Source organism: Kosakonia oryzae (assembly GCF_001658025.2).
GTDB classification, from domain to species: domain Bacteria; phylum Pseudomonadota; class Gammaproteobacteria; order Enterobacterales; family Enterobacteriaceae; genus Kosakonia; species Kosakonia oryzae.
Genome location: NZ_CP014007.2, coordinates 699,328 through 713,527, shown reverse-complemented (window position 1 = coordinate 713,527; position 14,200 = coordinate 699,328). Strand labels below are relative to the sequence as shown.

General features: G+C 55.2%; 11 protein-coding genes and 1 pseudogene. 5 read left to right on the top strand and 7 right to left on the bottom strand.

The features are described 5' to 3' along the window. The first annotated feature begins 2 nt into the window (after positions 1 to 2). On the top strand, positions 3 to 830 hold the full coding sequence (gene dkgA / locus AWR26_RS03475; RefSeq protein ID WP_064563604.1) for a 2,5-didehydrogluconate reductase DkgA: 828 nt from the start codon (positions 3 to 5) through the stop codon (positions 828 to 830). 59 nt (positions 831 to 889) lie between these two features. Here the strand turns inward: dkgA and AWR26_RS03470 are convergent. The 5 genes and pseudogenes from AWR26_RS03470 to AWR26_RS03450 all read right to left on the bottom strand — a co-directional run bounded on the left by AWR26_RS03470 (position 890) and on the right by AWR26_RS03450 (position 8,436). Then, positions 890 to 3,141: pseudogene (locus AWR26_RS03470) on the bottom strand (YgiQ family radical SAM protein). 83 nt (positions 3,142 to 3,224) lie between these two features. Then, positions 3,225 to 4,637, bottom strand: coding sequence for a cell division protein FtsP (gene ftsP, locus AWR26_RS03465; RefSeq protein WP_043956524.1), 1,413 nt, complete (start codon positions 4,635 to 4,637; stop codon positions 3,225 to 3,227). A 72-nt stretch (positions 4,638 to 4,709) separates the two neighbouring features. Then, positions 4,710 to 5,447, bottom strand: a complete 738-nt coding sequence (gene plsC / locus AWR26_RS03460) for a 1-acylglycerol-3-phosphate O-acyltransferase (protein WP_064563600.1) — start codon at positions 5,445 to 5,447, stop codon at positions 4,710 to 4,712. Between the two features lie 223 nt (positions 5,448 to 5,670). Beyond that, positions 5,671 to 7,929, bottom strand: a complete 2,259-nt coding sequence (gene parC, locus AWR26_RS03455; protein ID WP_064563598.1) for a DNA topoisomerase IV subunit A — start codon at positions 7,927 to 7,929, stop codon at positions 5,671 to 5,673. Between the two features lie 117 nt (positions 7,930 to 8,046). Further along, positions 8,047 to 8,436: a YgiW/YdeI family stress tolerance OB fold protein gene (locus AWR26_RS03450; RefSeq protein WP_043956521.1), complete on the bottom strand. Its 390-nt coding sequence runs from the start codon at positions 8,434 to 8,436 to the stop codon at positions 8,047 to 8,049. Between the two features lie 147 nt (positions 8,437 to 8,583). On the opposite strand from AWR26_RS03450, the gene qseB reads away from it, so the two are divergent. The 4 genes from qseB to AWR26_RS03430 all read left to right on the top strand — a co-directional run bounded on the left by qseB (position 8,584) and on the right by AWR26_RS03430 (position 11,623). Continuing rightward, the gene (gene qseB / locus AWR26_RS03445) at positions 8,584 to 9,243 is read left to right on the top strand and encodes a quorum sensing response regulator transcription factor QseB (protein WP_064563596.1); all 660 of its coding nucleotides are present in this window, start codon (positions 8,584 to 8,586) and stop codon (positions 9,241 to 9,243) included. Further along, positions 9,240 to 10,586, top strand: a complete 1,347-nt coding sequence (gene qseC, locus AWR26_RS03440; RefSeq protein ID WP_064563594.1) for a quorum sensing histidine kinase QseC — start codon at positions 9,240 to 9,242, stop codon at positions 10,584 to 10,586. The genes qseB and qseC overlap by 4 nt, the downstream gene beginning before the upstream one ends. Positions 10,587 to 10,692: 106 nt before the next feature. Then, entirely contained in the window at positions 10,693 to 11,274 is a 582-nt protein-coding gene (locus AWR26_RS03435) for an NAD(P)H-dependent oxidoreductase (protein WP_064563592.1), read from the top strand. A gap of 34 nt (positions 11,275 to 11,308) precedes the next feature. After that, positions 11,309 to 11,623 (top strand): putative quinol monooxygenase, encoded by a 315-nt coding sequence (locus AWR26_RS03430; RefSeq protein WP_043956517.1) that lies wholly within the window; start codon positions 11,309 to 11,311, stop codon positions 11,621 to 11,623. A gap of 77 nt (positions 11,624 to 11,700) precedes the next feature. Here the strand turns inward: AWR26_RS03430 and AWR26_RS03425 are convergent, their stop codons facing one another. Together AWR26_RS03425 and AWR26_RS03420 are read right to left on the bottom strand one after the other, a co-directional pair. Next, the gene (locus tag AWR26_RS03425) at positions 11,701 to 12,891 is read right to left on the bottom strand and encodes a glycoside hydrolase family 88 protein (RefSeq protein WP_064563590.1); all 1,191 of its coding nucleotides are present in this window, start codon (positions 12,889 to 12,891) and stop codon (positions 11,701 to 11,703) included. Positions 12,892 to 12,923: 32 nt separating this feature from the next. After that, on the bottom strand, positions 12,924 to 14,192 hold the full coding sequence (locus tag AWR26_RS03420; protein WP_064563588.1) for an oligosaccharide MFS transporter: 1,269 nt from the start codon (positions 14,190 to 14,192) through the stop codon (positions 12,924 to 12,926). Positions 14,193 to 14,200 lie beyond the last annotated feature (8 nt).

Here is a 14,200-nt window from a genome sequence, read left to right as displayed (position 1 = left end):
GCATGACACATCCCACCGTGATTAAGCTTTCCGATGGCAACCTGATGCCGCAACTCGGCCTTGGCGTGTGGAAAGCAAGCAACGAGGAAGTGGTAACCGCCATCCATAAAGCGCTGGAAGTGGGCTATCGTTCGATCGATACCGCCACGGCCTACAAAAATGAAGACGGCGTTGGCAAAGCATTAGCCAGTGCAGGCGTGGCGCGCGAGGAACTCTTTATCACCACCAAACTGTGGAACGATGATCAGAAACGGCCGGCAGAAGCCTTGCAGGAGAGCCTGAAAAAACTCCAGCTCGACTATATCGATCTCTGGTTGATGCATTGGCCGGTTCCGGCAATCGATCATTACGTGGACGCCTGGAAAGGCATGATCGAACTGCAAAAACAGGGTCTGGTGAAGAGCATCGGCGTATGCAACTTCCAGATTCCTCACCTGCAAAGGATCATCGATGAAACCGGCGTAGCGCCGGTGATCAACCAGATCGAGCTGCACCCGCTGCTGCAGCAGCGCCAGCTCCATGCCTGGAATGCCACGCATAAGATCCAGACTGAATCCTGGAGCCCGCTGGCGCAGGGCGGCGAAGGTGTGTTTGATCAGAAAATTATTCGCGATCTGGCGGATAAATATGGCAAAACACCGGCGCAGGTGACGATCCGCTGGCATCTCGACAGCGGGCTGGTGGTGATCCCGAAATCGGTCACTCCGGCGCGTATTGCCGAAAACTTCGACGTCTGGGATTTCCGTCTGGACAAAGATGAGCTGGCAGAAATCGCCAAACTGGAACAGGGTAAACGGCTGGGGCCGGACCCGGATCAGTTCGGCGGTTAACGTTTTATTCGATTACTGCTAAACAAAACCCGGCGTTTTTGCCGGGTTTTTTATTGCGCTTAACGCACGCGCGGCGCGCGCTTTTTCGCGGGTGCCGCAGCGGTGCTTTTACCGTTGCTGCGCTGGTGCACAATCGGCGTGTGTTTGGTCAGGGCCGGGCGCGACTGGCGATTCTGGCGGCGTGCTTCGCGCATCTCGTCAAGCGTAGGCGCAGGCACCAGGCAATCACGACGCGAGCCGATCAGATGCTTTTTGCCCATCGCTTCCAGCGCTTCGCGCAGCAGCGGCCAGTTCGCCGGATCGTGGTAACGCAGCAGTGCTTTATGCAGACGACGCTGTTTATCCCCTTTCGGCACCACCACTTCCTCGCTCTTGTAGTCGATTTTCGACAGCGGGTTTTTGCCGGTGTAATACATGGTGGTTGAGTTAGCCAGCGGTGAAGGATAGAAGTTCTGTACCTGGTCGAGACGGAAACGGTGGCGTTTCAGCCACAGCGCCAGGTTCACCATATCCTCATCACGCGTGCCCGGGTGCGCCGAGATAAAGTACGGGATCAGATACTGCTCTTTACCCGCCTCTTTTGAATAGGTATCGAACAGCTGTTTAAAGCGATCGTAACTGCCCATACCCGGCTTCATCATTTTCGACAGCGGCCCCTCTTCGGTATGCTCAGGAGCAATCTTCAGGTAACCACCAACGTGGTGCGTCGCCAGCTCCTTCACATAGCGCGGATCTTCCACCGCCAGATCGTAACGCACACCCGAGGCAATCAGGATCTTCTTGATGCCTTTCAGGCTGCGCGCACGGCGATAGAGATCGATGGTCGGCTGATGGTTGGTATCCATGTGCGGGCAGATATCCGGATAGACACAGGAGAGACGACGGCAGGTTTGCTCCGCACGCGGCGATTTGCAGCGCAGCATATACATGTTGGCCGTCGGGCCGCCCAGATCGGAAATCACGCCGGTAAAGCCCGGCACCGAATCACGGATCGCTTCGATTTCATTGATGATCGAATCTTCAGAGCGGCTCTGAATAATGCGCCCTTCATGCTCGGTGATAGAGCAGAAAGAGCAGCCGCCAAAACAGCCGCGCATGATGTTGATCGAAAAGCGGATCATCTCGTACGCCGGAATACGGCTCTTACCGTATGACGGATGCGGCACGCGCTGGTACGGCAGTGCAAAAACGCTGTCCATCTCTTCGGTGGAGAGCGGAATCGCTGGCGGGTTGATCCAGATATAACGATCGCCATGCTTTTGTAACAGCGCACGGGCGCAACCGGGGTTAGTTTCATGATGCAAAATACGCGATGCATGCGCGTAGAGCACCTTGTCGCTTTTTACCTTCTCGTAGGAAGGCAACAGCACGTAGGTTTTCTCCCACGGTTTCGGACGCGGCGGCTGAACGGTGACGCGCTTCACTTCCTGCGCCTGCGGTGCGACCGGTTTATTATCCGCGCACGGCAGATCTTCACCATAAGGATGCGGGATCGGATCGATTTTGCCGGGCGTATCCAGACGGGTGGAATCCACTCCGCTCCAGCCCGGCAGCGCTTCTTTAACAATGATCGCCGTATTGCGAACATCGCGGATCTCCGCGATCGGCTCTCCGGCGGCAAGGCGGTGCGCCACTTCAACCAGCGGGCGCTCACCGTTACCGAACATCAGCATGTCGGCTTTGGCATCGATCAATACCGAGCGGCGCACGGTATCAGACCAGTAATCGTAATGCGCGGTACGGCGCAGGCTGGCTTCAATACCACCAAGGATCACCGGCACATCTTTCCATGCCTCTTTGCAGCGCTGGGTATATACCAGCGTGGCGCGATCCGGACGTTTACCGGCAACGTTATCCGCCGTGTAGGCATCGTCGTGGCGCAGCTTACGATCGGCGGTATAGCGGTTGATCATCGAGTCCATGTTTCCGGCGGTTACGCCGAAGAACAGGTTCGGTTTGCCCAGACGCATAAAATCGTCTTTGCTGTTCCAGTCCGGCTGGGAAATGATGCCGACACGGAAACCCTGTGCTTCCAGCATACGACCGCAAATCGCCATGCCGAAGCTCGGGTGATCGACATACGCATCGCCAGTAACCAGAATAATGTCGCAGCTATCCCAGCCAAGTTGATCCATCTCTTCGCGCGTCATCGGCAAAAAAGGCGCAGGGCCGAAGCAGGCCGCCCAGTACTGGGGCCAGGAGAAAAGGTCTCGATCCGGCTGGATCAGGGATATTGCGCTCATTTTGCTTCCAGAATTGGTAAAAAAATAATCAAAGGCCGGCGATTATACGCCGGATTGTAGCGGGAAATGAAGGAGTATTACGCGCTTGTTTCCGGTGCCCGAAAAGCTCAGGGAACATAAGCCTGATAAGTGCGTTATCAGGCTGTGGAATTTACGCCGACGGGTTGACCAGCAGTTGCCCCACAGAGCCGCGATCGGCCATTTCCAGCGTCTGGCTCTGGAACTGAAAAGGAAAGTGCGGCCATGAAGGCTGACCGAACCACACCAGCAGCTCAACCTGCCCGTCGATCCACACCGTGTCTTTCCAGCCCCGATCTTCCGGGAACGGCAGCGCGCCATTTACGTTGCGCACGAGGAACATCACGCCTTCAATGTGGAACGACTGCGGCATCTCTGCGCGCACGGTCCAGCGCTCCCATGTCCCTTGCTGAGCGGTGATATCAATACGCTGCGTGTCCCACAATTGACCGTTAATGCCCGGATCGCTGCCCAACGTAATATCGCGGCTGCGCGTCGGCGTGCCGGCCAGGACATCAGACGGCAGCAGGCGCATCGGCAGCGTATCAGTCACCAGCGGCAGCAGCCCGGTCGGACGCAGCGTCAGCACCAGCGTGGAGATTAAAATGCTGGACGGTTCAAAGATGCCGCGCAGCCTGTCCATCAAACTCGCCGCTTCGCCGCAGGTGATCGACACTTCATCGCCGTTGGTCATATCTACCAGTACTTCGCGACGTTCGCCAGGTGCCAGCGACAGTTGTTTTACGGAAACGGGTGCAGGTAAAAACCCCTGATCGCCCGCAATCACATGCAACGCGCGGCCATCGCTCATTTGCAACTGATAGCGGCGGGAGTTGGAGGCATTCAGTAAACGCAGACGCACCCATCCGCGCGAGACCTCAACATACGGGCTTTGCGCGCCGTTCACCATCAGTGTATCGCCGACAAACCCACCGCTTCCCGGCTCGCTGTACTCCGGCGTACCGAAGTTATCCAGCCTTTTGTCCTGAATAATGATCGGAAAATCATCCACGCCGTAGTGGTTCGGCACCGGCAGCGATTTGCTGATTTCATCTTCCACCAGCCACATACCGGCAAGGCCGTTGTAAACCTGTTGAGCGCTGCGGTTTGGCGTGTTGGCGTGATACCACAGCGTCGCCGCGCTCTGGCGGATCGGCAGCACAGGCGCCCAGTCGTTGTTCGCCGTCATCATCCGCGCGGCACCGCCCATCAGTGGGCCAGGCACCTGCAAACCGCTGACGGTCATGGCGACATTCTCCGCCAGCCGGTTACTGTAAATCAGCTTAACGTCGTCACCGTTCCAGACGCGAATAGTCGGCCCCAGGTAACGCCCGTTAATGCCGGAGACCTGCGCGCGGGTACCGGTTGCAAATGACCAGTGCGCGCGTTGCAGCGTCATAAACAGCGGCTGGCCGCGTCGCGATTCCAGCAGAGGAGGAACCGGCAGCGGGGGTTGCTGCCCGGCAGCATTTGCTCTCAGCGGCACCGCGCCTGCACAAAGCGCAACTCCTGATGCCTGAAGAAACTGACGCCGACTGAGTGACATATTTGCTCCGTGTAAAACTAACTCAATACGCCGAAAGCGATACCGCTGCCGGACTTGCTTTGTGACGAAAGATTAAACCCGGCCTGCTGCTTCGCGTTCGGCAACTTCTTTATCCAGCTCTTCAATCTTTTTTGCCATCAGATCATGGCAGTACGTCGCCAGTTGGCGAACCTGATCTTTACCAAACTGCGTCACATCAATAGGCGGCAGCATCTCAACAATCGCCAGACCGTTGCGCAGGCGGTTAAGGTTGATTTTGTTAGAGGTGGTGGAAACGCAAACCGGGATAATTGGCACGCCCGCCGCAATCGCCGCATGAAACGCGCCGGTTTTAAACGGCAGCAGACCGCGTCCACGGCTGCGGGTGCCTTCCGGGAACATCCAGATGGAGATATTGCGTTTCTGGATCTGTTTCACCACCTGAGCAATGGTACCGTGCGCTTTCGCCCTGTTATCACGGTCGATCAGCAGGTTGCCGGTCAGCCAGTAAAGCTGGCCAAAAAACGGGATCCACAGCAGGCTCTTTTTGCCCACCGTCACCGTTGGCGGCAACACAATGCTGGACGCCGTAACCATGTCGTAGTTGTTCTGGTGGTTGGCGATGTAAATGGCGTTACCGAATTTCTCAGCGCCCGGCGGCAAACGGGTTTCCACTTTCAGCCCAAGCACCGGTGCAAGGCGGCCAAACATATGGCCGAACGTGGCGACATGCTTAGGATTACGCGGACTGAACAGACAGTAGATTGACCCGAATACGCACACCAGAATGGAGTAAATAACAACGATGATTATACGAAAAATGAATAGCATAGCGACCTCTGAAGCCCATACCTTTGAGCATAATATCCATGCCTGCAATGACGCTAAAACAGGCTGTGCCACCAATGACCATTACCTGGTCTGGGCTTTTGTGTTATGCGGCCTTTAAAACAACGTATTGTTAATCGCAATGCACGAATAAACAACGCTTTTACGGGAAATTTTACGTGTACATGCGCCCCTCCAGAAAGGAGAGGCGCACACTTTAGGAAGATTATTCTTCGCTATCGCCTGCCGTCGGACGGGAAGGAGCATCAATTTCCACGCGGTCGATTTTCTGCAAGCCGCGCATCAGCGTACCGCGGCGTCCGCGCTCGCCCTGCACTTTCTGCAACTCTTCCGGACGCAGTTTGATTTTACGTTTGCCGACATGAATGGTCAGCGTGCTGAGCGGCGGCAGCAAATAGAGATGCGCCAGACCATCAACACCTTTCGCCGCATCCGCCGACGGAATGCCAATGATCTTGTTGCCTTTGCCTTTCGACAACTGCGGCAGATCGCTCACCGGGAACATCAGCATGCGCCCTGCGGTGGTGATGGCCAGCAGCATATCGTCATCATTATCGATCGCCAGCGGCGGCATCACTTTCGCCCCATCCGGCAGGCTGATCAGCGTTTTACCGGCGCGGTTCCGCGCCACTAAATCGTTGAAAGTGCAGACAAAGCCGTAACCAGCATCGGAAGCCATCAGCAGCTTCTGATCGTCGCTACTCATGATCATATGCTCAACTGTCGCGCCCGGCGGCAGCGTCAGCTTACCGGTTAACGGCTCGCCCTGGCCGCGCGCAGACGGCAGCGTAATCGGATCGATAGCGTAGCTGCGCCCGGTGGTATCAATAAACACCACGGGCTGGTTGCTCTTACCTTTCACCGACGCTTTCCAGCTGTCTCCGGCTTTGTAACTCAGACCCTGCGCATCAATGTCATGGCCTTTGGCGCTGCGTACCCAGCCCATTTGCGACAGCACGATAGTGACCGGCTCAGACGGCTGCATGTCATGCTCGTTCATCGCTTTCGCTTCTTCACGCTCATGCAGCGGCGAACGGCGATCGTCGCCAAATGCCGCGGCGTCAGCCTGCAACTCTTTCTTCAGCAGATTGTCCATCTTGCGCTCGGAAGCCAGGATCGCCTGCAACTGATCGCGCTCTTTTTCCAGCTCGTTCTGCTCACCGCGAATTTTCATCTCTTCCAGTTTGGCGAGATGACGCAGTTTTAACTCAAGGATCGCTTCCGCCTGCGTTTCACTGATGCCAAAACGCGACATCAACGCCGGTTTCGGATCATCTTCAGTACGGATAATTTCGATCACTTCGTCGATATTGAGAAACGCGACCAGCAAACCTTCCAGGATATGCAGGCGCTTGAGCACTTTCTCCAGACGATGGTTCAGACGGCGGCGTACGGTATCGCGGCGGAACGCCAGCCATTCGGTCAGTATCTCCAGCAGGTTTTTCACCGCCGGACGACCATCCAGACCGATCATGTTCAGGTTAATGCGATAGCTCTTTTCCAGATCGGTGGTGGCGAACAGGTGGTTCATCACCTGCTCCATATCCACGCGATTAGAGCGCGGCACAATCACCAGACGCGTCGGGTTTTCATGATCCGACTCGTCACGCAGATCGTCGACCATCGGCAGCTTTTTATTGCGCATCTGGGCGGCAATCTGCTCCAGCACGCGCGCGCCGGAAACCTGATGCGGCAGCGCCGTGATCACTACTGCGCCATCCTCTTTTTTCCACACCGCGCGCATGCGCACTGAGCCGCGACCGTTCTGGTAAATTTTACGGATTTCAGCGCGGGAGGTGATGATCTCTGCTTCGGTCGGATAATCCGGCCCCTGCACAATATCCAGCAGGTGATCGAGCGTGGTTTTCGGCTGTTCAATCAGGGCGATGGCGGCATTCGCCACTTCACGCAGGTTGTGCGGCGGAATGTCCGTTGCCATCCCAACCGCAATACCGGTAGTGCCGTTCAGCAGGATGTTCGGCAACCGCGCAGGCAGCATTTTCGGCTCCTGCAACGTACCGTCGAAGTTCGGCACCCAGTCAACGGTGCCCTGGCCCAGTTCACTGAGCAGCAGTTCGGCGTATTTCGACAGGCGGGATTCGGTATAACGCATGGCGGCGAAGGACTTCGGATCGTCCGGCGCGCCCCAGTTGCCCTGGCCATCCACCAGCGGATAGCGGTAGGAGAACGGCTGCGCCATCAGCACCATCGCTTCGTAACAGGCGCTATCGCCGTGCGGATGGTATTTACCTAATACATCGCCGACCGTACGGGCGGATTTTTTAAACTTCGCGCTGGCGTTCAACCCCAGCTCTGACATTGCGTAAACGATGCGGCGCTGAACCGGCTTCAGGCCATCACCGATAAACGGCAACGCACGATCCATGATGACGTACATGGAGTAGTTCAGGTATGCGTTTTCCGTAAATTCATGCAGCGCAAGGCGCTCTGCCATATCGCTCATTAATCGAGATTCCTCAACGTATGCGGCCACCTGTGCGGCGGCAATATTGCCGCAGATACTACCTTATCTGCGGCGAAGAGTCATAGCGATGAGCGATTTTTCGCGCACAACAGGCGCTTACTGAGTGACTTTACGAATCTCTTTGACGTCGATTTCCACTGAATTCCAGTCTTTATCGACTTCGCCCTGAATTTCGACCACATCCTGTGGCCCGACCGTCACGCCATTCCAGCGCTTACGGTTGATATCGATATTGATGGTGCCGGTTGCATCCTTAAATAAATAGGTATCATCAGAAAGGCGCTCAACAATGTTGCCACGCAGCGTAACCCACGCATCGTCGCGCAGCGATTTAGCGCTTTCGACGGTGGCTTTGCTGCTGTCCGGCCCGGTAAATCCACCGCTCTGCTGCGTGGAACCCGGCCCGGTAAAGCCCCCTTGATTCGCCGCGAAAGCGGGGGCGGAACACAGTGCAATAGCGGCGATAATTGCAGAAATCTTCTTCATCTTTTCTCTCCCTTTTTCTGTGGTTTCCGCTCATTTAACCTGCAAGTTCTTAACAACTTCTTAAGGGGCGAAAAGAAAAATTTCCGCTGTACATTACTTGTCGCAAACGGTTTAACTGCATGAAAGTCGAGTGAGAAAGGAGGCGATGTGCGCATTTTATTGATTGAAGATGACACGCTCATCGGCGATGGCATCAAAGCCGGGCTGAGCAAAAAAGGATTTAGCGTTGACTGGTTCACCGAAGGCAAGCAGGGTCAGGCCGCGCTGTTTGCCGCGCCTTACGATGCGGTGATTCTGGATTTGACGCTGCCAGGCATTGACGGGCTGGATATTCTTCGCCACTGGCGCAGCCAAAAACGCAGCGAACCGGTATTGATTCTCACCGCCCGCGATGCCATTGAGCAGCGTGTCGAAGGTTTGCGCCTGGGCGCTGACGATTATCTGTGCAAACCTTTTGCGCTGGTCGAGGTTGCCGCCCGGCTGGAAGTGCTTATTCGCCGCACCCACGGGCAGACGCAAAGCGTGCTGCGACACGGCCCGGTAACCCTTGATCCGGCCAGCCTGATCGCCACGCTAGAGGGCGAAACGCTGGTATTAAAGCCGAAAGAGTTTGCCCTGCTGGAGCTGCTGCTGCGCAACGCCGGACGCGTGTTACCGCGTAAATTAATCGAAGAGAAACTCTATAACTGGGACGATGAAGTCTCCAGCAACGCGGTCGAAGTGCATGTCCACCACTTGCGGCGCAAGCTCGGCAGCACCTTTATCCGCACCGTTCATGGCATCGGTTATACGCTGGGAGACGCATGAAAATTGCCCGTCCACTGAGTCTGCGCCTGCGCCTGACCCTACTCTTCTTTCTGCTGGCTATGGCGGCCTGGCTGTGCGCCAGCCTGGTGGCCTGGGATCAGACGCGTTCAAAGCTTGATAAGTTGTTCGATACTCAGCAAATGTTGTTTGCCAAACGCTTAAGCGTGATGGAATTTGAACAGCTTAAAAATCCCGCGCCGCAGATCGCCAGCAAGAAGATCAAACACGGTCATCTGGACGATGACGCGCTGGCATTCGCCATCTATTCAACCGACGGCAAAATGCTGCTGCACGACGGCGAAAACGGCAAAGATATCCCTTACAGCTACCGGCGCGAAGGTTTTGATAATGGTCATTTGCGCGACGATGATGAACGCTGGCGTTTTCTCTGGCTGACCGCACCGGACAATACCTTCCGCATCGTGGTCGGCCAGGAGTGGGAATATCGCCAGGAGATGGCGCTGGAGATCATCACCTCCCAGCTCACGCCCTGGCTGGTGGCTCTGCCATTAATGCTGATCTTACTGATCGTGCTGCTGAGTATTGAATTGCGACCGCTGAAAAAACTGGCGCTGGCGCTACGGCATCGCGCGCCGGATCTCGCTCAACCACTCAATTCGCAAGGCGTGCCCAGCGAAGTACGACCGCTGGTCGATGCACTGAATCAGCTGTTTGCCCGCACGCACACCATGATGCTGCGCGAGCGGCGCTTTACCTCTGATGCCGCGCATGAGCTGCGTAGCCCGCTGGCGGCGCTGAAAGTACAAACCGACGTGGCGCAGCTTTCCCATGACGACTCCGAAGCGCTGCAAAAGGCGCTCTCCCAGCTGCATCGCGGTATTGATCGCGCCACACGGCTGGTCGATCAGTTGCTCACCTTATCAAGGCTGGATTCGCTGGATAACCTGGCGGATATCGAAACCGTTGCGCTGGAGAATGTGCTGCAATCAGCCATCATGGATATCTACCATCCGGCGCAGCAGGCGGGTATTGAAGTGCGGTTACATCTGAATACGCCTTCCGTCAACCGCGAAGGCCAGCCGCTGTTACTCAGCCTGCTGATCCGCAATCTGCTGGATAATGCGATCCGCTACAGCCCGCCGGGAAGCACGGTGGATGTCACGCTCGATAGCCACTCGCTGACCGTGCGGGACAATGGCCCCGGCATGAGCGATGAGATGCAAAAGCACGCCGGTGAGCGTTTCTACCGCCCGCCAGGGCAAAGCGCCACCGGCAGCGGTCTAGGTTTGTCGATTGTTAAACGCATCGCCAGGCTGCACCACATGTCGGTTTCCTTCAGCAATCATCCTGAAGGAGGCTTTATCGCACAGATAACGTGGTAGCGCGATTATTGCATCCAGCGTAAAAGTCTTTGCACTTTTTTCCAATTTTTCCGTACCGATGTTCAGGGTAACATTGCCGTCATTCGATTTTGATTGAGGACATCCCATGAGCAATATTCTGATTATCAACGGTGCGAAAAAATTCGCGCACTCTAATGGTCAACTGAACGACACCCTGACCGAAGTCGCGGAAAGCTATCTGCGCGACCTCGGACATGATGTTAAAACCGTGCGTACCGACGGCGATTACGACGTCCAGGCGGAAGTGCAGAACTTCCTGTGGGCCGACACTGTTATCTGGCAGATGCCGGGCTGGTGGATGGGCGCGCCGTGGACGGTGAAGAAATATATGGACGACGTGTTCACTGAAGGTCACGGTTCACTGTATGCCAGCGATGGTCGCACCCGTTCCGATGCCTCCAAAAAATACGGTTCCGGCGGGCTGATTCAGGGCAAAACCTATATGCTGTCGCTGACCTGGAATGCGCCGATGGAAGCGTTCACCGAGAAAGATCAGTTCTTCCACGGTGTCGGCGTTGATGGTGTTTACCTGCCGTTCCACAAAGCGAATCAGTTCCTCGGTATGGAAGCGCTGCCGACCTTTATCACCAATGACGTGATTAAAATGCCGGACGTGCCGCGCTATATCGCAGAATATCGCAAGCATCTGGCGGAGATTTTTGCTTAACTGTGTAGCTGGACTTAGAAGGAGTTAGCCAATTATGTTGACAGTTATTGCCGAAATCCGTACCCGTCCCGGGCAGCATCATCGCCAGGCGGTGCTCGATCAGTTCGCGAAAATCGTTCCTGTGGTGTTGCAGGAAGAGGGGTGTCACGGCTATGAGCCGCTGGTCGATCACGCTGCGGGCGTTAGTTTCCAGGCTACTGCGCCGGATTCCATTATGATGGTGGAGCGGTGGGAAAGCGTGGCGCATCTTGAAGCGCATCTGCAAACGCCGCACATGAAAGCGTGGAGCGAAGCGGTCAAAGGCGACGTGCTGGAAACGCATATCCGCATCCTGCAAGCGGGTCTTTGAGCACGCGCCCCTTACCGCGCGGTGAGGGGAAGTGACGAAAGCCGGATAAGCGCAGCCGCTATCCGGCGTTTTTATTTCTACCAGTACAATTTCCAGCTCTGCGAAAAGCGCGCCAGCGCCTCCACATAGAAATAATCCCCCCAGCTACAGCACTCATCCACCCCTTTATTGCCCGACAGATGGTAGACCGAATGTTTCAGTAGCCCGGTCGTGGCTTCATTTTTCCCGGCCAGGTAGTGCTTACCCAGCGACGACATAATGCGCATCGCCCACTGTTGATAACGCGCGTGATCGGGATCGGTCACTGGCAGATGTTTAATCAGTTCCAGCAAGCCGCACACCGCAATCGCCGCCGAAGAGGAGTCGCGCAGCGCATCGCTGCCCACCAGCGCCAGATCCCAGTGGCACACCGCATCTTCCGGTAAACGGTTGAGGAAGTAATTCGCCAGCCGTTTCGACAGCGCCACCATCTCTTTATCACCGGTGTAGATAAAGCTCAGCAGGAAACCATAAATCCCCCACGCCTGGCCGCGCGACCAGCAGGAGTCATCGGCATACCCCTGCTGCGTGTTGCCATAGCGCGGAGCGCCCGTTTGCACGTCCATATAATACGTGTGAAAAGTGGAAGCATCTTCACGGATCAGGTATTTCGCCGCTTGCTGTACATGTGCCTGCGCCGCCTGGGCAAAGCGCCGATCCCCGGTCTGCTCACTGGCCCAGTAAAGCAGCGGCAGGTTCATGTTGCAGTCGATGATCATGCGCCCGGCCTGCTCAGGATCCTGCAAATCGCCCCACGCCTGGATGATCTGCGCTTTCTCGTGAAAACGTTCCAGCAGTGCTTCGGCAGCCAGCAGGGCAAACCCGCGCGCCTCATGATTACCGGTCAGACGCCAGGCCGCCACGCAGGAGAGCGTATATAAGAAGCCCAGATCGTGTGTGTTGGTATCGTGACGTCCGGCAATGCGCAGACCAAACGAGCGCACGTGGCGCTCCGCCATCGCACGGAAACTGTCATCGCCGCTCATCTCCCATGCCAGCCACAATTGCCCGGTCCAGAAGCTGGTGGTCCACTCAACATTTTTAGTCAGCGGATAATAGCCGTGGACGCAGGTTTCGGCGGGGAATTTATCACCGAAATCCGTTAAATGACGGCGAATCAGTTCAAGGGTATGCGCACGTGCGGAATCCAGTTCATCTTTAAACGCCTGCACATCCATTGGCGCGCCCGGATAATCGCGTAACGTTTCCTCAACGATTTTACTTAACATATTTCGGTTCCTTGTTGTTACAGAAAATAAGATCAGCGCACTGCATTATCGCGGGCAATATCTAATGCTCCATGTTGTCGCCATTTGCTCTGGCAGGCAGACAAGGTAAATAACGAAATAAAAGTAAAGCTCAGCGCAATACAGCCCATAATGATGTAGGTATTTTCAAAACCGATACGGTCATATAATATTCCGGCCGGAGAAGAGACCACCACATTACCGACATACAACATGGCCTGATAACCTAATAAATACATGGTGGCGTTAACCCGCTTATCGAAATGCTCGGCGATATATTTAAATACCGACACCAACAGCAGGCAGATTTCCAGACCGTACAGCGGTTTTAATACCGAAATCAGCAGATGCGATTCGCACAGCCCGGAAATAATCAGCCGCGCCCCCACCACCAACCCGACAATCAGCAACCCGCGCTTGGCACCGATAAAATTAACAAACAGCGGGATCACCATATACATGACAAATTCCATGCCGGACTGCACCGTGCCCAGGTAACCAAACACCGCGTTGCCCTGGTGGATATCGGTAAAGAAGGTGACAAAGTAACGGGAGAACTGCTGTTCCGCGATAAACATCATCCATGCCACGCCTGCAACATACAGGCAGAAAGCCCAGAATTTTCGGTTACGCAGCAGCGCGTAAACATCCGCTGGCACGATTTTCTCTTTCGTCAGCACATCGCTGGCGTGAGCGGAGTGGACATTCACTTTCAGGCTCAGTAGAACCACCAGCATGATCAGCGAGGCAACAGAACCCATGATGAAGTTATAAGCTGGCGAGAGGTTAAACAGCAGGCCGGAAAACGACGATGCAACAGCCCAGCCGAGCGATCCCCACATGCGGATTTGCCCGAACTCCATGCCGTTTAAGCGACTGTAGCGATCGGTATAGGATTCGCAGGCAGCAACCCCGGCATACCAGGCAAAACTTAAATAAATCGCGCCAACAATAATGCCCACTAAGGTATTGGAAATAAGCAGCGGTTGATACACGTAGATAAAAAATGGTGCCATCAGCGCAGACATCAGCACAACAAAATAGAGCAAATATTTGCTCATGCCGATTTTATCCAGGATATAACCATATATTGGTTTCAGGATCACTGAAAATATCCCATTTATAGCAAATACAGTACCAATTACCGTTCCGCTAAGATTGGCTTTTTGCCCCAACCAGATAGCCAACAAACCAATACTGGCGGACCAGGTAAAAAAGTAGAGAAATATAAAGCTGCTGATTTTGTAATACTCTGCTTTATTATTAATGGTTATTCTTTCCATACTATCCT

Excerpts from the sequence above, each read along its gene's own strand:
- plsC (WP_064563600.1), bottom strand. The coding sequence starts at position 5,447 with ATGCTATTCATTTTTCGTATAATCATCGTTGTTATTTACTCCATTCTG.
- AWR26_RS03425 (WP_064563590.1), bottom strand. The coding sequence starts at position 12,891 with ATGTTAAGTAAAATCGTTGAGGAAACGTTACGCGATTATCCGGGCGCG.
- AWR26_RS03450 (WP_043956521.1), bottom strand. The coding sequence starts at position 8,436 with ATGAAGAAGATTTCTGCAATTATCGCCGCTATTGCACTGTGTTCCGCC.
- qseC (WP_064563594.1), top strand. The coding sequence starts at position 9,240 with ATGAAAATTGCCCGTCCACTGAGTCTGCGCCTGCGCCTGACCCTACTC.
- AWR26_RS03435 (WP_064563592.1), top strand. The coding sequence starts at position 10,693 with ATGAGCAATATTCTGATTATCAACGGTGCGAAAAAATTCGCGCACTCT.
- AWR26_RS03430 (WP_043956517.1), top strand. The coding sequence starts at position 11,309 with ATGTTGACAGTTATTGCCGAAATCCGTACCCGTCCCGGGCAGCATCAT.
- dkgA (WP_064563604.1), top strand. The coding sequence starts at position 3 with ATGACACATCCCACCGTGATTAAGCTTTCCGATGGCAACCTGATGCCG.
- parC (WP_064563598.1), bottom strand. The coding sequence starts at position 7,929 with ATGAGCGATATGGCAGAGCGCCTTGCGCTGCATGAATTTACGGAAAAC.
- AWR26_RS03420 (WP_064563588.1), bottom strand. The coding sequence starts at position 14,192 with ATGGAAAGAATAACCATTAATAATAAAGCAGAGTATTACAAAATCAGC.
- ftsP (WP_043956524.1), bottom strand. The coding sequence starts at position 4,637 with ATGTCACTCAGTCGGCGTCAGTTTCTTCAGGCATCAGGAGTTGCGCTT.